General features: G+C 69.5%; 22 protein-coding genes. 18 read left to right on the top strand and 4 right to left on the bottom strand.

Going from position 1 to position 20,875, the window contains the following annotated elements:
* The first annotated feature begins 390 nt into the window (after positions 1-390).
* The 8 genes from D474_RS0111870 to ccsB all read left to right on the top strand — a co-directional run bounded on the left by D474_RS0111870 (position 391) and on the right by ccsB (position 9,083).
* Entirely contained in the window at positions 391-1,878 is a 1,488-nt protein-coding gene (locus D474_RS0111870) for a tetratricopeptide repeat protein (protein WP_017613786.1), read from the top strand.
* 220 nt (positions 1,879-2,098) lie between these two features.
* Entirely contained in the window at positions 2,099-3,232 is a 1,134-nt protein-coding gene (locus D474_RS0111865; protein WP_026118408.1) for an acetoin utilization protein AcuC, read from the top strand.
* A 202-nt stretch (positions 3,233-3,434) separates the two neighbouring features.
* Positions 3,435-4,232: a phosphatase gene (locus D474_RS0111860; RefSeq protein ID WP_017613784.1), complete on the top strand. Its 798-nt coding sequence runs from the start codon at positions 3,435-3,437 to the stop codon at positions 4,230-4,232.
* 241 nt (positions 4,233-4,473) lie between these two features.
* A complete protein-coding gene (locus tag D474_RS0111855; protein WP_017575831.1) occupies positions 4,474-4,677 on the top strand; it encodes a helix-turn-helix domain-containing protein in 204 nt (67 codons plus the stop codon).
* 268 nt (positions 4,678-4,945) lie between these two features.
* Entirely contained in the window at positions 4,946-5,653 is a 708-nt protein-coding gene (locus D474_RS0111850; RefSeq protein WP_017613783.1) for a TlpA family protein disulfide reductase, read from the top strand.
* On the top strand, positions 5,653-6,465 hold the full coding sequence (locus tag D474_RS0111845) for a cytochrome c biogenesis CcdA family protein (protein ID WP_017613782.1): 813 nt from the start codon (positions 5,653-5,655) through the stop codon (positions 6,463-6,465). The genes D474_RS0111850 and D474_RS0111845 overlap by 1 nt, the downstream gene beginning before the upstream one ends.
* Complete coding sequence (gene resB, locus D474_RS0111840; RefSeq protein ID WP_017613781.1) at positions 6,465-8,081, top strand: cytochrome c biogenesis protein ResB; 1,617 nt, start codon at positions 6,465-6,467, stop codon at positions 8,079-8,081. Before D474_RS0111845 ends, resB begins: the two co-directional genes overlap by 1 nt.
* Positions 8,082-8,084: 3 nt before the next feature.
* Complete coding sequence (ccsB, locus tag D474_RS0111835) at positions 8,085-9,083, top strand: c-type cytochrome biogenesis protein CcsB (RefSeq protein WP_026118407.1); 999 nt, start codon at positions 8,085-8,087, stop codon at positions 9,081-9,083.
* 135 nt (positions 9,084-9,218) lie between these two features.
* Here the strand turns inward: ccsB and D474_RS0111830 are convergent, their stop codons facing one another.
* Both D474_RS0111830 and D474_RS0111825 read right to left on the bottom strand, forming a co-directional pair.
* On the bottom strand, positions 9,219-9,575 hold the full coding sequence (locus D474_RS0111830) for a PLD nuclease N-terminal domain-containing protein (protein WP_017613779.1): 357 nt from the start codon (positions 9,573-9,575) through the stop codon (positions 9,219-9,221).
* A 93-nt stretch (positions 9,576-9,668) separates the two neighbouring features.
* The gene (locus D474_RS0111825; RefSeq protein WP_017613778.1) at positions 9,669-9,869 is read right to left on the bottom strand and encodes a BldC family transcriptional regulator; all 201 of its coding nucleotides are present in this window, start codon (positions 9,867-9,869) and stop codon (positions 9,669-9,671) included.
* Positions 9,870-10,267: 398 nt separating this feature from the next.
* Between D474_RS0111825 and D474_RS0111820 the strand changes: the two genes are divergently transcribed.
* On the top strand, positions 10,268-10,720 hold the full coding sequence (locus D474_RS0111820) for a DUF4229 domain-containing protein (protein WP_017613777.1): 453 nt from the start codon (positions 10,268-10,270) through the stop codon (positions 10,718-10,720).
* Between the two features lie 19 nt (positions 10,721-10,739).
* On the opposite strand, the gene D474_RS32690 is transcribed toward D474_RS0111820, so the two are convergent.
* Together D474_RS32690 and D474_RS32685 are read right to left on the bottom strand one after the other, a co-directional pair.
* Positions 10,740-10,958, bottom strand: coding sequence for a hypothetical protein (locus D474_RS32690; RefSeq protein ID WP_017613776.1), 219 nt, complete (start codon positions 10,956-10,958; stop codon positions 10,740-10,742).
* 208 nt (positions 10,959-11,166) lie between these two features.
* Complete coding sequence (locus tag D474_RS32685; RefSeq protein WP_193373999.1) at positions 11,167-11,355, bottom strand: hypothetical protein; 189 nt, start codon at positions 11,353-11,355, stop codon at positions 11,167-11,169.
* Between the two features lie 175 nt (positions 11,356-11,530).
* Here D474_RS32685 and D474_RS0111805 point away from each other — a divergent pair, with 175 nt between their 5' ends.
* The 9 genes from D474_RS0111805 to D474_RS0111765 all read left to right on the top strand — a co-directional run.
* Positions 11,531-12,241, top strand: coding sequence for a demethylmenaquinone methyltransferase (locus D474_RS0111805; RefSeq protein WP_017613774.1), 711 nt, complete (start codon positions 11,531-11,533; stop codon positions 12,239-12,241).
* A 479-nt stretch (positions 12,242-12,720) separates the two neighbouring features.
* Positions 12,721-14,025, top strand: coding sequence for a geranylgeranyl reductase family protein (locus D474_RS0111800; RefSeq protein WP_017613773.1), 1,305 nt, complete (start codon positions 12,721-12,723; stop codon positions 14,023-14,025).
* A 148-nt stretch (positions 14,026-14,173) separates the two neighbouring features.
* Positions 14,174-14,533 carry an NADH-quinone oxidoreductase subunit A gene (locus D474_RS0111795; RefSeq protein ID WP_017613772.1) on the top strand — a complete coding sequence of 120 codons (360 nt, stop codon included), beginning with the start codon at positions 14,174-14,176 and terminating at the stop codon, positions 14,531-14,533.
* Positions 14,534-14,591: 58 nt separating this feature from the next.
* The gene (locus D474_RS0111790; RefSeq protein WP_017613771.1) at positions 14,592-15,137 is read left to right on the top strand and encodes a NuoB/complex I 20 kDa subunit family protein; all 546 of its coding nucleotides are present in this window, start codon (positions 14,592-14,594) and stop codon (positions 15,135-15,137) included.
* Positions 15,138-15,139: 2 nt separating this feature from the next.
* Positions 15,140-15,880, top strand: a complete 741-nt coding sequence (locus tag D474_RS0111785; protein WP_017613770.1) for an NADH-quinone oxidoreductase subunit C — start codon at positions 15,140-15,142, stop codon at positions 15,878-15,880.
* Between the two features lie 49 nt (positions 15,881-15,929).
* Positions 15,930-17,225, top strand: coding sequence for an NADH-quinone oxidoreductase subunit D (locus D474_RS0111780; protein ID WP_017613769.1), 1,296 nt, complete (start codon positions 15,930-15,932; stop codon positions 17,223-17,225).
* Positions 17,222-17,959, top strand: coding sequence for an NADH-quinone oxidoreductase subunit NuoE (gene nuoE / locus D474_RS0111775; RefSeq protein ID WP_017613768.1), 738 nt, complete (start codon positions 17,222-17,224; stop codon positions 17,957-17,959). The genes D474_RS0111780 and nuoE overlap by 4 nt, the downstream gene beginning before the upstream one ends.
* A complete protein-coding gene (gene nuoF / locus D474_RS0111770) occupies positions 17,956-19,275 on the top strand; it encodes an NADH-quinone oxidoreductase subunit NuoF (RefSeq protein WP_017613767.1) in 1,320 nt (439 codons plus the stop codon). Before nuoE ends, nuoF begins: the two co-directional genes overlap by 4 nt.
* Positions 19,272-20,875, top strand: a 1,604-nt coding sequence (locus tag D474_RS0111765; RefSeq protein WP_017613766.1) for an NADH-quinone oxidoreductase subunit G, incomplete at its 3' end; no start/stop codon positions are given. The genes nuoF and D474_RS0111765, both read left to right, overlap by 4 nt.

Genomic DNA, 20,875 nt, shown 5'->3' with positions numbered 1-20,875 from the left:
GCCCCGTCGTTATTCTTGTTCGCGGGGCAGGTCAGCCCCCGTGCCCATCCCTCCTTCACTCCCAGGCTCCCCATGACACACGAGCATCCCCCTTCCGGACCCTCCTGGCCGTCGGGAGGGGACCCACACAACCCCCACGGGCCCTCGGTGCCGAACACCCCGCCTCCGCACGGGCCGCACCACGGTACGGGCCCGGCGTCCGGTCACCCGTCCGGAGGCCACGTGCCCGGACCGAACACACCCCGGCCCCAGGGCCACGGCGGCCCGGTGCCGCCGCACTGGAACCCGCCCCCGGGTACACCCTCGGGGCCCGACACACCGCCGCCCGGCGGCACGCCCCCGTACGGAGGTCCGGGCGGCCCCGCAGGTCCGGGCGTACCCGGCGGCCCCATGGGACCGGGTGGGCCGACCGGTGGCGGTGGGCCCGCGGGCCCCGGTGGTTCGGGCCCGCCGGAGCTCGGTCTGTTCTCCTCGCCCACCGCGCGCCGCACGGCCCTGCTCAACGCGTCCGGCCTGGGAGCCGGCTACGCGCACCTCAAGCAGTGGCCGTTCTTCGTCGCCGCGCTCATCATCACCGTCGGGCTGCTCATCACGGCGGGGATCATGGGCGCCGCCGACAGTCTGCTCATCTGGGTGCCGATCTTCCTGGCCTGGCTCACCGCCTCGGCCGTGCACGGGCTCGTCGTGGGCCGTGCCCGCGACCGGCGCGCGCTGACCCGGGGCGAACCCCTCCGGCGCACCCGCGGCCCCCTGCTGCTCGCCGCCGGCCTGGTGCTGGCCGTCACCGCGTCCCTGACCGGCGTGTGGCAGACCGGCGAGTGGCAGCTGCGCAGCGCCGACGACCTCCACCGTGAGGGTCGTTGCACCGACGCCGTCGAGGTCTACGAGCGCATCGAGAACGGTTTCCAGATCTCTTTCTCGCCCTCGCTCGTGGACCGCGCACGCGAGGGGGCCGAGGCCTGCGCCCAGCTCCACCGCGCCGAGGAGGGTGTCGAGGCCGGGGCGTTCGAGGAGGGCCTGGACGACTACGCCGCCTACTTCGAGATGCCGCGCTCGGTCTGGGAGGACAGCGACGGGGAGATCGCCGACATCCACTTCGACCACGCCGAGAACCTCGCGGAGAACGAGGACTACGAGGGCGCCCAGGAGGTCTACGCGATCATCCCGCAGGACTACGAAGGCACCGACGCCGCCGATGCGGCCCCCGGAGCCCTGATGGACCTCTACCGCGACGGCACCTCCTCGTACGGGACCGCCGACGAGTGCATGGCCTTCGAGGAGATCGACGTGTTCGCCGGGCTCGACTGGGACGCTGCCCCGAGCGTGGAGACCGCGATCGACTCGGAGCGCCCCGACGCCGCCCTCGGCTGCGGCTGGTACAGCCTCGAGGCCGGCGACCCCGGCAACGCCGACGACATGCACACCGTGCTGGCCGAGGAGTACCCCGACCACCGCACCGACGACGTCGAGGACCTCGAGCAGCACGTCGGCGCGGGCTACGTCGAGGAGGAGATGGACGAGCTCGTCGCGGTCGGGGAGGAGACCCTCGAACTCGAGGTCACCGGGGAGGGTGGCGGTGACGACGCCACGCTGTCCTTCGGCAACGACTCCCCGTACGAGATGAAGCTCCTCTACGTCGGCGCCGACGGGGTGCACGGCGAGGTCACAGCCGACCCCTGCGAGGACTGCGAGGTCTACGACGAACCGCCGGAGGGCGACTGCACCAGCGGTATCGACACCCTCGAGGCCGAGCTGCGGCCGGGTGAGTACCGCATCGTCGTCGGGTTCCCCGATGAGGGCGGTGTGCTGCACGGCGAGTCCATGGAGTTCGACGCGGGCGAGACCTACGAGGACTGCTTCTTCCTCGTCAGCGGCTGACCGGGGTGCGTGTGTGGCCGAGATCTCCCGGAGGATGCTCCGGCCTGCGCGAACCCCGGTGCCTGGGGCGGCTCCGCACGGCGGGGCCGGCCCAGTGCGTGCGCGGCCACCACCCCCGGGGGTCGGCGAGACCCACCCGCTTGCGTACTGTGTGCTTCGGAGCACGCACACCTGAAACGGGGGTCACCACATGGGAGGGCGCACGTCCTGCTCGCTTCGGGTGGCATGGGACGAAGGACTGACGAGCTACGACTTCGGGCCCCAGCACCCGATGGCGCCGATCCGGGTCGAGCTGACCATGGCGCTCACCCGTGAGCTCGGCATCCTCGACGCACCCGGTGTGGAGCTCCTGGACGTCGAACCCGCCTCCGACGAGCTCCTCTCCCTCGTGCACTCGCGCTCATACATCGAGGCGGTCAAGGAGGCAGGGCGCACCCTGGAGCCCAACGACGAGCACATGCTCGGCACCGCCGACAACCCCGTCTTTCCCGACATGCACGACGCCGCTGCGCTCATCTCCGGCGCGTCCGTGGCCGCGGCCGAGGCCGTCTGGACGGGGCAGTGCGCACACGCCGCCAACGTCGCCGGGGGGCTCCACCACGCGATGCGCGGCCACGCCTGGGGCTTCTGCGTCTACAACGACCCGGCCCTGGCCATCGCCTGGCTCCTGGAACAGGGAGCCAAGCGCATCGCCTACGTCGACGTCGACGTGCACCACGGCGACGGCGTCCAGAACGCCTTCTACGACGACCCGCGGGTGCTGACCATCAGCCTCCACGAGTCGCCGACCACGCTCTTCCCCGGAACCGGGCTGTCCAGTGAGACCGGCGGACCGGGCGCCGAGGGGTACGCCGTCAACGTGCCGCTGCCCGCAGNGTTCGAGGCGGTGGTCCCGCCGCTGCTGCACGAGTTCCAGCCCGAGATCCTCGTGACCCAGCAGGGCTGCGACACCCACGCACTCGACCCGCTCGCCAACCTCACGCTGAGCTTGGACGGCCAGCGCCGCGCCTACCGGGAGCTGCACCAGCTCGCGCAGAAGACCGCCGGCGGGCGCTGGCTGCTCTTCGGCGGTGGCGGGTACGGACTGGTGCAGGTCGTCCCCCGCGCCTGGAGCCACCTGCTGGGTGAGGCCGCGGGCGCGCCGGTCGACCCCGACGCCGAGACCCCGCAGGGCTGGCGCGACTTCGTCCGCAAGCGCACCGGCGACCTCGCCCCCCTGTACATGACCGACGGCCGCGAGGTGTCCTTCACGCCCTTCGAGGAGGGCTACGACCCGGGCAACCCGGTCGACCGGGCCATCCACGCCACCCGCACCGCGGTCTTTCCGAGCCACGGGATCGACCCGACCCTGTGACGAGAACGTGTTCCACGGCGTGAAGGGTGGAGGCGACCGCGACGTCGCTCTCATCCGGAACACGTCGCGAATCCGCTCCGACCGCGCGTCGGGCGCGTGAAGCGGGTAGGAAGACGTTTGAGTACGGGCGAACGGGAGTCGACGCGGTGGTGGCCGTGCGGTGACCACACGTCTCCCGCGCAGACGACGGAAGGGGACGCAGGTGACGCCGCCGACACGAGCTGAACTCATCACCTACCTGGTGAGGACCGGGATCGCCGGTCACGTGGACACACCTCGCCAGAACAACCTGAAGCACTACCGGCGGCTCGTCGACAAGGACCCCTACCACCAGTTCGGGCTGACCTTCGGGCACGAGTGGACCTTCGACGAGGTCCTCGCGCTCATGAACAAGCACTGCGGGGTGGTGGGCGACGCGGACTACACGTGGGGCATCGACACCATCGACCCGGACCTGACCGTGGACGCCCTCGAGGCGTTCGCCGCCCGCCTGTCCCTGGCGGCCGAGCGGCAGGAGTCGGTCATGTTCGCGACGGGCCACCCCAACAAACTGCGTGAGACCTACCGGGCCTGGAAGGACGCGCTCGCCGAACGCGGGTGTGCGGTGGTGACAGCGGCAGGGGGCTACTCCTACGAGGTGACCACCGAGCGCCCGCCGACGAGGCGCACCGTGGAGTGGGACGAGGGGATCGGCATCGTCACCGACGGTCACCTGCCGCGGCACAGCCATCACCCGTTCGCCATGCGGGCGGTCCTCGAGACGCTCACCCGGCGCGGTGAGGAATGGCCGCAGTTGGTCATCGCCGACCACGGTTTCGCGGGTGCAGCGGGTGAGGCCGGAGTGCCGACACTGGGCTTCGCCGACTCCAACGACCCGGCCCTTTTCCTCGGCGAGCACGAAGGAAAACTACTGGTCACCGTGCCTCTTGACGACGGTTATCTGACCGAGGACTACGCGCCTCTGCGGGAGTACGTGCTGGCGCGAGCCGGACTTCTCTGAACAAGTTCGGCCATTTATACCCAGCGTTAAACATCGCGGGCCTCTGGGGCTCGGGTGGAAGTAAAAACGGTCTTTCGTCGACGGGGACTCCGCTCTACTCTGAAAACGGACGTGTCAAAAGTGAAAGCACGACACGCTGGCGTTGCGTTGGGGCGGGGACGTACCGGGGTCGCCCGTCCGCCGCTGTCGCCGGGTCGAACGGTAGACAAATGTTCACGTCCGGGAATGAGGGCGTCGGAAGATGAACGGGAGCAAGCTGCCTCTCGACGAGGTCAGGTTCTTGACCGTGGCGGAGGTCGCCACGATCATGCGTGTGTCCAAGATGACCGTTTACCGAATGGTGCACTCCAGGGACCTCCCCGCGATTCGTGTGGGTCGTTCCTACCGGGTGCCCGAGCGGGCCGTGCACGACTACCTCCGCGAGGCTTTCGTCGAGGCTGGTTGACCGGCTGGTCGGCCGGGGCAGGACGACGTGTGCGTCCGGGCCTCGGCGGCCGACCCCGCGACGATCAGGGGCGGTGTAACCCCACACACCGCCCCTTCCCGCGGTTCCCCCTCCACTCTCCCCGCGCCGTACGACACGGCTGCGGGCACCCGTTCCGACGGGCCCTCACCACTTGCGCCGGGGTGGATCCGGCTTCGCCAGGACGTCTACTACACTTTGTCGTTGTTGTAGTCAGTCCTGTTCACACCCCGTTCGCGAGGTCCGCTCGATGCGCAGAACCAGAACCGGTGNCGTGCCCCCCGCCGCTCTCGTCCTGTCCGGATGCGCCGGCGGGACGGAGGTCGAGGCCGGCGGGGAGGATGACCGCTTCATCGCCGGCGACGGCAGCGCGACCGTGTTCGACGCGGGCGAGCGCGACCCCGCCCCAGACGTCGAGGGCACGACCTTCGATGACGAGGACGTCGCACTGAGCGACTACGAGGGCGAAATCCTCGTCATCAACGTCTGGGCGAGCTGGTGCGGGCCCTGCCGGACCGAACAGCCCGTGCTCGACGAGGTGCACGAGGAGTACACCGGGCTCGGAGTGGACTTCCTCGGTGTGAACATCAAGGACAACCGCACCGCGGCCGAGGCCTACACGGCGGACAAGGACGTGGCCTACCCGAGCCTCTACGACCAGCCCGGCGAGGTCTCGCAGGCCTTCCGGGAAACCGTCCCGCCGCGCGCGATCCCCAGCACCCTGGTCATCGACCCCGAGGGCGACATCGCTGCGCGCGTCATCGGCCCGACCACGTACGGCCAGCTCACCGACCTGCTGAACCCGATCGTCACCGAGTTCGACTTCGGCGACCCCGAGGACCGGCCCCGCGTGGCCGAGCAGGAGGCCGAGGAAGAGGTCGAGGAAGAGGCCGAGGACGACGGCGACGCGGCGGAGGACGAGGGCTCCGACGACGGTGACGCCGAGGACTCCGACTGATGGATCCGATCGGCACCACGGTCCTGACCGGATCCCTCCTGCTCGCAGCACCTCTCGCACTGGCCGCCGGGCTGGTCTCCTTCCTCTCCCCGTGCGTTCTCCCGCTCGTTCCCGGTTACCTCTCCTACGTCACCGGCATGAGCGGAACGCAGGTCAAGAGCTCCTCCGGCGACGTCGGCGGCAGCGGAGGCGGAACCGCGACCGCCGCCGAGGTCGACGCCGTGCTCACCACCCGCCGGTGGACCATGGTCACCGGCAGCGCCCTGTTCATCGCAGGGTTCACGGTCGTGTTCGTGGCCGTGGGCGGGTTCATCGGCTGGCTCGGCGACCTCTTCATCGAGTACACCGACCCCATCACGCGGGTCCTGGGTGCACTCACCATCGTCCTGGGCCTGGCCTTCATGGGGCTCGTGCCCGGGTTCGCACGCCAGTTCCGCTTCACCTGGCTGCCCAAGGCCGGGCTCGCCGGTGCCCCGTTGCTCGGTGTCCTCTTCGGGCTCGGGTGGACCCCCTGTATCGGTCCGACCCTGGCCGCGGTGCAGAGCCTGGCCTTCGTCGAGGGCGGGGCCGGACGCGGCATGCTGCTGTCGCTGTTCTACTGCATCGGCCTGGGCCTGCCGTTCGTCCTGGCGGCGCTGGCCTACCGGCGCGCCCTCGGCGCCTTCGCCTGGCTCAGGCGGCACACGCGTACGGTCACCGTCGCCGGTGGCCTCATGCTCGTCCTCGTCGGCCTCATGATGGTCAGCGGTCTGTGGACCGAACTGACGATCGTCATGCAGCAGTGGGCCGCAGACTTCCAGACGGTGATTTGATGACCACGACCACGTCCGAGGCGCCCCCGGAACCCGGCGGTGCGCCCGAGAACAAGCCCAAGGGGCTCGGCCTGACCGGCTGGCTGCGCTGGGCCTGGCGCATCCTCACGTCGATGCGCACCGCGCTGATCCTGCTGTTCCTGCTCGCGGTCGGCGCGATCCCCGGCTCGATCCTGCCGCAGAACGTGGTCAGCGTCGACGAGGTGGACCAGTACTTCCGGGAGAACCCCGGCCTGGCCCCGGTCCTGGACAGCCTCTACCTCTTCGACGTCTTCTCCTCGCCCTGGTACGCGGCGATCTACCTGCTCCTGTTCGTCTCGCTGACCGGTTGTGTGATCCCGCGGGCCATCACGCACGCCAAGGCGCTGCGGTCGCGCCCGGTGCGCACGCCCAAGAACCTGCAGCGCATGCCGTACGCGGCGACCTTCAGCACCGACGCCGCCCCCGACACCGTGCTCGAGCAGGCCCGCTCGGTGCTCAAGGGCTACCGCATGGAGCGTTACGGCAACTCGGTCTCCGGCGAGACGGGGTACATGCGGGAGGCCGGCAACGTGTTCTTCCACGTCGCTCTCATCGCCCTGCTCCTCGCCCTGGCGGCCGGCGCGTTCTTCGGCTACCGCGGCAACATGCTCATGGTCGAGGGCGACGGTTTCGCGAACACGTTGCCCGCCTACGACGCCATCTACCCCGGGCACTGGACCGACACCGATCAGATGGAGCCGTTCACGCTCCATCTCGACAACTTCGACGCGACCTTCCTCGAGGACGGCGATCTGCGCGGCCAGGCCGACTCCTACACCGCGGACATCACCTACCGGGAGTCCCCGGAGGCAGAGGAGCAGACCCACGAGCTCGAGGTCAACGAACCGCTCAGCGTCGACGGAGTGCAGGTCTACCTGCTCGGCCACGGCTACGCCCCCGAGTTCGAGGTGCGCAACGCCGAGGGCGACGTCGTCTTCGACCAGGCGGTTCCGTTCCTGTACCGCGACACCATGAGCTTCACCTCGGACGGAGTCATCAAGGTCCCCGACACCGGCGGCGAGGAGCTCGGCTTCACGTCCGTGTTCCTCCCGACCGCGATGGAGGACCAGGAGGGCGAGCTCGTCTCGTCCTTCCCGGGTGCGGAGAACCCCATGGTCACCCTGGAGGCCTTCGAGGGCGACCTGGGCATGCACGAGCCCCAGTCCGTCTACCAGCTCCAGACCGAGGGGATGGAGCAGATCGGCGAGTCCCCCGTCATGGAGATGGGCGACACCTGGGAGCTGCCCGACGACGCCGGCTCCATCACCTTCAGCGGCTACAGCGAGTTCGTCAGCCTCCAGGCCAACCGCGATGGGGCGCGCCCCTTCGCGCTGGGGGCCGCGGTCTCCATGGTCGTCGGCCTGATGCTGACCCTGTTCGTCCGCCCGCGCCGCGTCTGGGTGCGCGCAGCCGAACGCGAGGACGGCCGTACCGAGGTCGTCCTGGCGGGGCTGGGCAAGACCGAGGTCGCCGCCAACAACCAGGAGTTCCACGAACTCACCACCAGGCTTGCCGCCCGGCTCCGCAGCGACGGGTCGGACGACAACGTTCCCAACCCGACCGACCCTCCAGAGTCGACGAACACGAGGGAGTGACCGGTGACGTACACACTCGCCGGACCAGCGAACGAGTCGATGGCCTCGGCCAGTGACACGCTCATCATCGCGATGATCGTCGTCTACGCGGCCGCGCTGTTCCTCTTCGCCATCGAGGCCGCCTACGGCCGCCGTACCAAGCTCAAGTCCGGCAAGCTCATGCCCGTGAGCGTGGGCGCCGAGAACAGCGGTGAGGGCGGCGACGACATCCGCGTCAACGTCCGTACCGACGAGGGCGAGGCGTCGGCCTCGCAGAACGTCCTCGGCAAGATCGCCCTGGCCGTCACCGCGCTCGGTTTCCTGCTGAGCCTGGCCCAGATCATCACCCGCGGTCTGGCCGCCGACCGGTGGCCGTGGGGCAACATGTTCGAGTTCGTCGTGGCGATGTGCCTGGTCGCCGTCGGCGCGTTCCTCTACGCCGCCTGGCAGTACCAGGCGCGCTTCCTCGGCGCGTTCGTACTGGTGCCCGTGGTGATCCTGCTCGGGATCGGTGTGCGCTGGCTCTACGTCGACCCGGGCCCGCTGATCCCGGCGCTGCAGTCCTACTGGGTGCCGATCCACGTGACCGCCACGATCCTGGCGGGCGGCGCGTTCATGGTCTCCGGTGCCGCCGGTATCACCTACCTCATCGCCCACCGGTCCGAGGCCAAGCGGGCAGCGGGCCAGGTCGTGACCGGTGTGGCCGGGAGCCTGCCCAGCTCCGAGCTGCTGGACCGCATCTCGCACCGCATGATCCTGTTCGCGTTCCCGCTGTGGACCTTCGGCATCATCGCCGGGGCGGTCTGGGCGGACGAGGCCTGGGGCCGTTTCTGGGGCTGGGACCCCAAGGAGGTCTGGTCCTTCATCTCCTGGGTGATCTACGCGGCCTACCTCCACGCGCGGGCAACCGGCGGCTGGCGCGGCCGGAAGGCGACGTGGATCAACGTGATCGGCTTCGTCTCGATCATGTTCAACTTCTTCGCCGTGAACTACATGTTCAGCGGACTGCACTCCTACGCCTGACCCGTCCGGGGCCGCTCGCGGGGCGGCCCCGGACGGACGCGGACGCATCGAGGGCCGGACCCGGCGCACTGCCTGGTCCGGCCCTCGGCGCGTCCGGGGCGGCCCCCGGACGGTCTCACTCGAGCGCGGTCGCGGTCACTCGTCCGGGTCGATACGCCGGTCGAGGTTGCGCAGGAACTCGGGATCGTCGTCCGGTCCCAGGGGCCGCGAGGGGTCCGAGGGCCGGGCGAAGTCTGACGGGTCGAGGTCGTCCGCCGAGCGTCCGAGGTCGCTCTGGGCGGGTTCGCCGCCCTGGGCGGGCTCGGACCGTGGTGGGCGACCCAGGAACAGCCACAGGATCGCTCCGACGGCCGGGAACAGCACGATCACGACCATCCACAGGATCTTGGGCAGGTTCCGGATCTCTCGCGTGGGTGTCGTCAGGGCGTCGAAGAACGCATACACCCACAGAACGATCGTTGCGAACGTGATCAGGCCACCGAGCCACAGCATGCCCCAAGCGTATCTTGCCGACGCTTCTCCGACACGGGGGGTGCCGTGCGGTTGCCGGTGTCACGGCCGGGGGTGAAGTGGTGCTCAGCGCCCTCAGCGTGTGCTCTCGCTCGGTTCTCCGAGCAGCAGCGAGCGCACCTCCGATTCGCGGAAACGGCGGTGTCCGCCGGGGGTGCGGATGCTGCTGATCCGCCCCGAGGCGGCCCAGCGAGTCACGGTCTTGGGATCAACCCGGAAGAGTGAGGCCACTTCCCCGGGGGTCAACAGGCGTTCGTTCGCTCGTTCCACCTTCACATTCCCCCAATCGTGCCCGCCTTGGAGTCTGAGGGAGGCGGGCGTTTGATCCCCTAGTGTGCACGAGTCGGTCCGTTTCCTCCCTAGTTTTCGGAGAAATTGCGGTGATGGGGGGAGGAGTACCGGATATGTGACCGGAACGTGATGTTCTCACCCGGCTGTCTGGATTGGAAACATCCCATGTCTTTGTGAATCCAGAACCGTTTCCGCCGCGCACACAGTTGCGACCCAGACCACCCCGACCTGGTGCCGTGTGTCGGCGGCCTCCCCTTAACCTGGTCGGAGGACATCAGGGCGCCACTGCGGAACCGGGCACGGCCCGCGGAGCCGACCACGCGGCACTTCGGGGGCGTGGCGACCAATCTAGTCCAGGCAATCGTCTGTTGTGAGGCTTTTTGATGCGTAGCTGGCTGACCTACACCGCGGCCCGGCTCGGACTCTTCGCGGGTGCGTTCGGGATCGTCTACCTCTTCGGTGCCCGTTCGTGGATCGCACTGATCCTGGCCTGGGTCATCAGCGGCCTGGCCTCCTACGTACTGCTGTCCAAGTGGCGCGACCAGATCTCGCAGAAGATCGTGGAGCGCAGCGAGCAGCGCCGGGGCAACCGGCTGGGCGACCGCCTCGAGGACGCCGCCTCGCGCGAGGACCACCTGCAGGAGGCCGCGGAGGAGCCCCAGCAGGCCGAGACGCCCGCCGAGGCGGTCGGCCCCGCCGATTCCGCCCAGGTCGGCCAGGGGCAGACCGCCGCCGGAGGCGATGAGAGCGCCGAGACGGAGGCGAAGGGCGAGGCCGGGGAACGAGCCCGGCTCCTGCCCGAGAATGCTCGTGAGGCCGAGGCCAAGGACGTCTGAGCCCCTTTCTCCCGAGGCCTCACCCGGCCCGGCCGGTCAGCGGTGGCCCGGCCGGGTCTTCGTCGTTCCCGGCGCCCTCGTCCTCACCGGGGGAGCCACCGCCGTCCTCGCGGGAGGGCCGCCGGACACCGGCCCTGATGCGGTGGTGCGCCGGGACCGATGCAACCAGAAGGTAGACCGCGGCAGAGGCCGCCAGTACCGGAGCGGTCCCCAGCAGCCCCACCAGGGCACCCAGCACGGAGGTCCCGAGCGGGGTGCCCAGCCGGGGATCGCGCCGAGCATCGACATGCCGCGTCCGACCACGTGCCTGGGCAGGCGTTCCAGGACCACCACGGACAGGACCGGGTTGAGGAACCCGCTCCCGAACCCGTTCACCCCCCAGATCACGAGCACCGTCCAGAGCGGAACGTCGAGGGTGAGCACCAGCAGGCGCGGCGCCCCGGTGATCAGCAGGGCGGTGACGATCCCCGCCACCCGCGGCAGCCGGCAGCCTCGGCCGGCCCGGTGGACAGGCCCACGAGGAGTACCAGGACCAGGAGTACCGGGAAGGACAACAGGCCGGCGGTGTGCAGCAGGGGGACGCCGAGGAGCGCGAGCGCGGCCACGGCGTCGGTTGGCCAAGACTTATTGGCCAAGAAGTCTTGGGTGAGGGGGAATCGGTTTGCCGTGTTACTCGTGTGTCCTGTGTTGTTCAGTTCAGGATATGCAGGAAAGGGTCGCGACGCCTGGGTCGTTCCTGTTGCTGTTGCCCCGCCCCGTTCACAGGCGGGCTGGGTCGGGGCGTGCTCGAGGGCCCTTTAGTCTTGGTCCATGACCCGCGCCAAGCTCGACAAGAAGCCCCAGGACGTCGCGGCGATGTTCGACGGCATCGCTGAGAACTACGACCTCGTCAACGACGTCATCTCGCTCGGCCAGGACCGCCTCTGGCGCAAGTCCGTGGTCAACGCGGTCGACGCGCAGAGCGGCGAGCTGGTCCTCGATCTGGCCGCGGGGACCGGAACCTCCTCGGAGTCCATCGCGGCCGGGGGCGCCCGGGTGATCGCCTGCGACTTCTCGCTCGGCATGCTCCGCACCGGTGTGGAGCGCCGCGGCGGCGCCTCCCGCGCGGGTGTGACCTTCGTGGCCGGAGACGCCCTCCACCTGCCCTTCGCCGACGAGACCTTCGACGCCGTGACGATCTCCTTCGGCCTGCGCAACGTCGCCGACGTCGACCAGGCCCTGCGCGAACTGCGCCGCGTGACCAAGCCCGGCGGGCGCATGGTCATCTGCGAGTTCAGTCACATCCCTGTGGAGTTCGTCGACAAGCTCTACGCCACTTACCTGATGGGCGCGCTGCCCAAGATCGCGGGCTTCGTGTCCGGGCGCGGGGAGTCCTACGACTACCTGTCCGAGTCGATCATGGCCTGGCCCAAGCAGCACGAGCTGGCACGACGTCTGCAGGCTGCCGGTTGGTCCCGGGTGGCCTGGCGCAACCTGTCCACGGGGATCGTGGCCATGCACCGGGGCTTCCGCGACGAGTAAAATCCGACATTGCACGCACTTATGCATGATCGTGCATAGAAGAACATGAAGTCCCCGCACGTTGCGTAGGGGCTCGGCGGGCCGAAGGCCCCGCGCACCCCGAGGAAGGTCCTCTTCCTCGGGGTTTTTGTGTCTCCGGGGGTGGCTGCCTGGGGCCCGATGTGCCTGAAACAAACCTGATCCGCATGTCTGTCCCGTAATGGCGGATTCGTTCCTGGTGGGAGCAACTGCGGTGGATGGGGAGATTGTGTATAGCGCGTTCTTCATACCCCCTGGGGTTCGCTTTGTGGGTCAGGAGTGGTCTAGACTTCGGAAAAGAGGTTTGTGAAGTCCTTCACAAGACCTGGAGACGCGGCCCATACTTCCCATATCGGGCATGCCGAACGTCCCCAACCGGATACAGCACCCCGAGTGGCACGCCCGCAACCCCGCAGCGGGCCGCCGCGCAGCATCCCCGCGAGCAGCCGAGGACCAAACCCGTGAGTGAGACAGCCACCTCCGCTCCCAGAGGCCGGGAGCGGATCGCATACGACGCCGACGCCATCGTCGTCGGGGCCGGCCCCTCCGGCGCCACGACCGCCTACTACCTGGCCCAGGCCGGGATGGACGTCCTCCTCCTGGAGAAGACCTCCTTCCCCCGCGAGAAGGTCTGCGGCGACGGGCTGACACCGAGGGCCGTCAAGCAGCTCACCGCCATGGGCGTCACGTTCGAGGACGAGGGGTGGGTCAGGAACCACGGCCTGCGCCTGGTCGGCTCCGGGGCACGCCTGGAACTCCCCTGGCCCGACCTGGCTGAATACCCGGGTTTCGGGCTCGTGCGCACCCGCTACGACTTCGACCAGATCCTGGTCGACCGCGCCGTGCACGCCGGTGCCAAGCTGTTGGAGCGCACCAACGTCACCGGCCCTGTCATGGACGAGCGCAGCAACCGCATCATCGGCGTGAACGCGAAGAACGCCGACCGCGAGCCGGTGAGCTTCCGCGCCCCGCTCGTGATCGCCGCCGACGGCAACTCCTCCCGCCTGTCCGTGGCCATGGGTATCCGCAAGCGCGACGACCGCCCCATGGGCGTGGCCGTACGCACCTACTTCGAGAGCCCGCGCCACGACGACGACTTCCTCGAGGCGTGGCTGGAACTGTGGGACCGAAGCGGTGACAAGGACGTGCTGCTACCCGGTTACGGCTGGGTCTTCGGCGTCGGCGACGGCACCAGCAACGTCGGCCTGGGCATCCTCAACTCCACCGCGTCCTTCCAGGACGTGGACTACCGCAAGCTCCTGCGCCGGTGGACCGAGTCCATGCCGGAGGAGTGGGGCTTCACGGCGGAGAACCAGCGCGGCAACGTGCGCGGAGCCGCCCTGCCCATGGGCTTCAACCGGGTGCCGCACTACGCGCGCGGACTCATGCTCGTCGGCGACGCCGGCGGCATGGTCAACCCCTTCAACGGCGAGGGCATCGCCTACGCCATGGAGGCAGGGCGCATCGCCGCCGATGTGGTCGTGCAGGCGCACGGGCGCCCCACGCAGCAGACCCGCGAGCGGGCGCTCCTGCGCTACCCCGAGGTGCTCCGCCAGACCTACGGCGGCTACTACACGCTCGGCCGTTACTTCGTGAAGGTCATCGGCCAGCCCGACTTCATGAAGTACGCGACCAAGTACGGCCTCCGCCAGCGCACCCTCATGAAGTTCGGCCTGAAGATGATGGCCAACCTCACCGAGCCGGACAACGGCGACGCGATGGACCGCGTCATCAACGGCCTCTCGAAGATCGCGCCGACCGCCTGAGTCGAGCCGAGTCCGTTCCCGGGGTGGGCCGCCCCCGCCCCGGGCCCCAGTCGCCGACGGGACGAACCAGAGAAGAACCCGTGCAAGTGAACGCAATCACAAGCGCTCGGAGGCCCTCGGGCGAGCGCCAGTCCGAAGGAGGCTGACGGTGGAGCTGTACACACCGCTGTTCGTGCTCGGCGGTATCGGCGCCGCCTTCGTGGTCGTGTCGATGGTCGCCGGGGCCCTCCTCGGGCCGAAGCGCTACAACCGCGCCAAGATGCAGTCCTACGAGTGCGGCATCGAGCCCACCCCCCAGCCGGCGGGCGGCGGCCGGTTCACCGTGAAGTACTACATGACGGCGATGATGTTCATCATCTTCGACATCGAGATCATCTTCCTCATCCCGTGGGCCGTGCACTTCGACGCCCTGGGCTGGTTCGGACTGATCGCGATCGTGCTCTTCCTGGTGAACGTCTCCATCGCCTACGCCTACGAGTGGCGCCGCGGAGGCCTCGAATGGGACTGACCGACGCACCCACGATCCGTGGCACACGCCCCCAGACCGGCCCGGAGGAGGACCGCTGATGGGACTCGAAGAGAAACTGCCCGCCGGGTACGCGCTCACGACCGTCGAACAGGTCGTGGGATTGGCCCGCAAGAGCTCGATGTGGCCCGCGACGTTCGGTCTGGCCTGCTGTGCGATCGAGATGATGTCCGCCGGCGGCCCCGACTACGACATCGCCCGCTTCGGCATGGAGAAGTTCGGCGCCACGCCCCGCCAGGCCGACCTCATGATCGTCGCCGGCCGGGTCAGCCAGAAGATGGCGCCCGTCCTGCGCCAGATCTACGACCAGATGCCCGAACCCAAATGGGTCATCGCGATGGGCGTGTGTGCCTCCAGCGGCGGCATGTTCAACAACTACGCGATCGTCCAGGGCGTCGATCACGTGGTGCCCGTGGACATGTACCTGCCGGGCTGCCCGCCCCGTCCCGAGATGCTCCTGGATGCCGTGGTCAAGCTGCACGACAAGGTGCAGAACACCAAGCTCGGCGCCCACCGCGAGCAGGAGATCGCCGAGACCGAGGAGCGGATGCTGCGCCGTTCGCTCCCGCTCGTGGACAAGGACTGAACATGAGCAACGAGTACGAGCGCGACCGCGACGAGCAGGCTGAGGAACTGCCCGCCGTCCAGGGACGCGAACGCCTGGCCGCGCCCGTCAAGCGCACGGGCATGTTCGGGGCGACCACGACCGGCGACACGTCCGGTTACGGCGGGCTCCGGGTGAGGGGGAGCGCTCCCGCGGCGAGCAGCCGTCCCTTCTCCGACCCCGACGACCCGCGCACCGCCGACTACGACCGGGTCGCCGACGCACTGGAGGCCGCCCTCGGCGAGCGCGGCGACGCGGTCGAACGGGTGGAGGTCGCCCACGGTGAGATGACCTTCCACGTGCGGCGCGAGGCCCTCCTCGAGCTGGTCCGGGTGCTGCGCGACGACCCGGCACTGCGATACGAGCTGTGCACCGGCGTCAGTGGCGTGCACTTCCCCGATCACGAGGGGCGCGAGCTCAAGGCGGTCTACCACCTCCGCTCGATCACCCACAACAGCGTGATCCGGGTGCAGACGACCTGCCCCGACGCCGACCCGCACGTGCCGTCGATCGTGTCCGTCTACCCGACCAACGACTGGCACGAGCGCGAGGCCTGGGATTTCTTCGGGATCGTCTTCGACGGCCACCCCGGTCTCACCCGGATCCAGATGCCCGACGACTGGCACGGCCACCCCCAGCGCAAGGACTACCCGCTGGGCGGGATCCCCGTGGAGTACCGGGGCGCGACCGTACCCCCGCCGGACGAACGGAGGTCCTACAAGTGACCCGACGGACCGCCAGCACCGCATCCGGCCAGAAGGGAGGCACCCCGGCGTGACCACCACCGAGGACTACATCGACGCCTCCGGCGGGGACTGGGACGAGGTCATCGAGAAGGCGCAGGCCACCAGCGCCGAGCGCCTCGTCGTCAACATGGGCCCCCAGCACCCCTCCACGCACGGTGTGCTCCGCCTGATCCTCACCCTCGATGGGGAGACCTGCACCGAGGCACGGGTCGGGATCGGCTACCTGCACACCGGCATCGAGAAGAACATGGAGTTCCGGACGTGGACCCAGGGGACCACGTTCGTGACCCGCATGGACTACCTGACGCCGCTCTTCAACGAGACGGCGTTCTGCCTCGCGGTCGAGAAGCTGCTCGGCATCACCGACCGCATCCCCGACCGCGCCGACGTCATCCGGGTCCTGGTCATGGAGATCAACCGGATGGCGTCGCACTTCGTGGCCATGGCGACCTTCGGTATGGAGCTCGGCGCGACCACGATGATGACCAACGGGTTCCGTGAGCGCGAACTGTGCCTGGACATCCTCGAGCTCATCACGGGCCTTCGGATGAACCACGCCTACGTGCGGCCCGGCGGTGTGGCCCAGGATCTTCCGCCCGGTGCAGTCGGCAAGATCAAGGAGCTGCTCAAGGTCATGCCGCAGCGCATCAAGGTCATGCGCAAGCTCCTCGACGAGAACCCCATCTACCTCGCCCGCACCCAGGACGTGGCCCACCTCAACCTGGCCGGCTGCATGTCCCTGGGCGTGACCGGCCCGATGGTGCGTGCTTCCGGCCTCGGGTGGGACCTGCGCAAGGCCCAGCCCTACTGCGGTTACGAGGGCTACGACTTCGACGTCCCGGTCTCCGACGGCGGCGACGTCTACGCCCGCTACCGCGTGCGTGTGGCGGAGATGGAGGAGAGCCTCAAGATCATCGAGCAGTGCCTGGACAAGCTCACGCCCGGGCCCGTGATGATCGAGGACGCCAAGATCGGGTGGCCGGCCAAGCTCGCGCTCGGCTCCGACGGCCTCGGGAACTCGCCCGACCACATCGCGCACATCATGAGCGGTTCGATGGAGGCGCTCATCCACCACTTCAAGCTGGTCACCGAGGGGTTCCGGGTCCCCGAGGGCCAGGCCTACTCGGCGGTCGAGAGCGCCAAGGGCGAGCTGGGCTGCCACGCGGTCAGCGACGGCGGCACCCGCCCGTACCGCGTGCACTTCCGCGACCCCTCCTTCACGCACCTGCAGGCCGTCGCGGCCTTGTGCGAGGGCGGGACGGTCGCCGACGTGATCGCCGCCGTGGCCAGTATCGACCCGGTGATGGGAGGCGTGGACCGGTGAGCGAGCACCAGAACACACCGGGGACCGGCGCGGACCGGTTCCCCGACGAGGTCGTCGCCCGACTGGAACCGGACGCCAAGGAGATCATCTCCCGCTACCCCCGGGCCCGATCGGCGCTCCTGCCGCTGCTGCACCTGGTGCAGGCCGAGGAGGGGCACGTCAGCACCGCGGGTATGGCGTTCTGCGCCGACCAGCTCGACCTGACAGCGGCCGAGGTCAACGCGGTCGCGACCTTCTACACGATGTACCGGCGCGGCCCCGGCGGCGACTACCAGGTCGGCGTCTGCACCAACACGCTGTGCGCGGTCATGGGCGGCGACGAGATCTACTCCTCGCTCAAGGAGCACCTGGAGCTGGAGAACGGGGGCACCACCGAAGACGGCAAGGTCACCCTGGAGCACGTCGAATGCAACGCGGCCTGCGACTTCGCGCCGGTTGTCATGGTCAATTGGGAGTTCTTCGACCACCAGACCCCGGAGACCGCCCGGAACCTGGTCGACGGTCTGCGCCTGGGCAAGGACGTGGCACCCACCCGCGGTGCGGAGAGCCTCTGCACCTGGAAGCAGGCCTCCCGGGTCCTGGCCGGGTTCGACGACGGCCGCGGCGGTGAGGGGGTGCAGGCCTCGGGCCCGTCCCTGGCCGGTCTGAAGCTCGCGCGCGAGCGGGGATGGGAAGCGCCCGACCCCGACGACCTGCCGTCCCGCCCCTCCGACGAAGAAGGGGGTGCGCAGTGACCACGCTGACCCCGATCCTTTCCGAGAACTGGGACCGCGAGGACTCCTACACGCTCGAGGGCTACCGGGCCGGCGGCGGCTACGAGGCCCTGCGCAAGGCCCTGGACACCGACCCCGACGCCCTCGTCGACCTGGTCAAACAGGCCGGTCTGCGCGGCCGCGGCGGTGCCGGGTTCCCCACCGGCATGAAGTGGGGCTTCCTGCCCGCCGACAACCCCAAGCCGCGCTACCTCGTGGTCAACGCCGACGAGTCCGAGCCGGGCACCTGCAAGGACGTCCCGCTCATGCTCGCCAACCCGCACGTGCTGCTGGAGGGCATCGCGATCGCCTCGTACGCGATCCGTTCCCACCAGGCCTTCATCTACGTGCGCGGCGAGGTCCTCCACGTGGTCCGACGCCTGCGCCGGGCCGTCGCCGAGGCGTACGAGGCCGGCATCTTCGGCAGCGACGTGCTCGGCAGCGGCTTCGACCTCGAGGTCGTCGTGCACGCCGGCGCCGGCGCCTACATCTGCGGCGAGGAGACCGCGCTCCTGGACTCCCTGGAGGGCTACCGCGGCCAGCCCCGGCTCAAGCCGCCGTTCCCCGCAGTGGCCGGGCTGTACGCCTCGCCGACCGTGGTCAACAACGTCGAATCCATCGCCAGCGTGCCCGGCATCGTGGCCAACGGGGCCGAGTGGTTCACCGCCATGGGCACCGAGAAGTCCGCCGGGTTCGGGTTCTTCTCGCTGTCCGGGCACGTGGCCAACCCCGGCCAGTACGAGGCCCCGCTCGGCATCACCCTGCGCGAGCTCCTCGACATGGCCGGCGGCATGCGGCCCGGGCACGAACTCAAGTTCTGGACCCCGGGCGGGTCCTCGACGCCCATCTTCACGGACGAGCACCTCGACACCCCGCTCGACTTCGAGTCCGTGGGCCAGGCCGGGTCCATGCTCGGCACCCGCGCCCTGCAGCTCTTCGACGAGACCACGTGCGTCGTGCGCGCCGTCGGCCGGTGGATCGCCTTCTACGCCCACGAGTCCTGCGGCAAGTGCACCCCCTGCCGCGAGGGCAACTTCTGGATGGTCCAGGTGCTGGACCGCCTGGAGCGCGGCGAGGGCACCGGGGCCGACATCGACAAGCTCCTCGACATCTGCGACAACCTGCTCGGCCGCGCTTTCTGTGCGCTGGGCGACGGCGCCGCGAGCCCCGTCATGTCATCGATCAAGTACTTCCGCCAGGAGTACGTCGACCACTACGAGAAGGGCGGGTGCCCCTTCGACCACACCAGGTCCACCCTCTGGGGCGACCGCGCGACCACGACGGGAGGGAACCAGTGACCGTCACCTCCAACACCACCGGCGGGTCGTCACCGGCCCCGCCTCCGGAGGACCTGATCACCGTCACCATCGACGGGTTCCAGATCCAGGTCCCCAAGGGCACCCTGCTGATCCGGGCCGCCGAACTGCTGGGGATCCAGATCCCCCGGTTCTGCGACCACCCGCTCCTGGACCCCGTCGGGGCCTGCCGCCAGTGCCTGGTGGAGGTCCCCGACATGGGAAACGGCCGGGGCATGCCCAAACCCCAGGCCTCCTGCACCATCACCGTCATGGAGGGGATGGTGGTCAACACCCACCTGACCTCCGCGGTGGCGGAGAAGGCCCAGCGCGGGATCATGGAGTTCCTGCTCATCAACCACCCGCTGGACTGCCCCGTCTGCGACAAGGGCGGCGAGTGCCCCCTGCAGAACCAGGCCATGTCCAGCGGGCAGGGGGAGTCGCGCTTCATCGACGTCAAGCGCACCTTCCCCAAACCGATCTCGCTCTCCAGCCAGATCCTGCTCGACCGGGAACGCTGCATCCAGTGCGCGCGCTGCACCCGCTTCGCCGCACAGATCGCCGGCGACCCCCTCATCGAGCTCATGGAGCGCGGTGCCCAGGAGCAGGTGGGCATCGCCGGGGACGAGCCCTTCAACTCCTACTTCTCCGGCAACACCGTGCAGATCTGTCCGGTCGGAGCGCTCACCGGCGCCGCCTACCGGTTCCGGTCGCGCCCCTTCGACCTGGTCTCCACCCCCAGCGTGTGCGAGCACTGCGCCGGCGGCTGCGCCCAGCGCACCGACCACCGGCGGGGCAAGGTCCCCCGCCGCCTGGCCGGCGACGACCCGCAGGTCAACGAGGAGTGGAACTGCGACAAGGGCCGCTGGGCCTTCACCTACGCCACGCAGTCCGACCGGCTCACCCGGCCGCTGGTGCGCGACGAGGACAGCCGCGCCCTGGAGTTCGCGTCCTGGTCGGAGGCGGTCAGCATCGCCGCCGACGGCCTCTCCCGCGCCCGCGGCCGCACGGGCGTGCTCGCGGGCGGTCGCCTCACCTTCGAGGACGCCTACGCCTACGCCAAGTTCGCGCGCCTGGCCCTGGACACCAACGACGTGGACATGCGCGCCCGCAGAACCTCCGAGGAGGAGTCCGCGTTCCTGGCCAACCGTGTGGCCGGCGCCCCGATCGGCGTGGACTTCACCGCCCTGGAGACCGCACCCGCCGTGCTCATGGCCGGGTTCGATCCCGAGGACGAGTCCCCGACCGTCTTCCTGCGGCTGCGTAAGGGGCACCGCAAACACGGGCTCCAGGCGTTCTCGGTGGCCTCCCACGCCACCCTCGGACTGAGCAAGGCCGGGGGGACCCTGGTGCAGACCGTGCCCGGCGACGAGGGACGTGTGCTCAACCAGCTGGAGACCGAGCACCCCGACGCCGTCGAGGCCCTCGGCCAGGAGGGCGCCGTCGTGCTCGTCGGCGAACGCCTCGGCGCCGTGCCCGGCGGGCTCACCGCGGCCGCCTCCCTGGCCGAACGCACCGGGGCCCGCCTCGCGTGGATCCCGCGCCGGGCCGGCGAACGCGGTGCGGTCGACGCGGGGACCCTCCCCGGGCTGCTGCCCGGCGG

It is taken from the genome of Nocardiopsis salina YIM 90010 (assembly GCF_000341025.1).
GTDB classification, from domain to species: Bacteria; Actinomycetota; Actinomycetes; order Streptosporangiales; family Streptosporangiaceae; genus Nocardiopsis; species Nocardiopsis salina.
The sequence above is the reverse complement of the archived record's forward strand: the minus strand, read 5'-3'. Positions and strand labels throughout refer to the sequence as shown.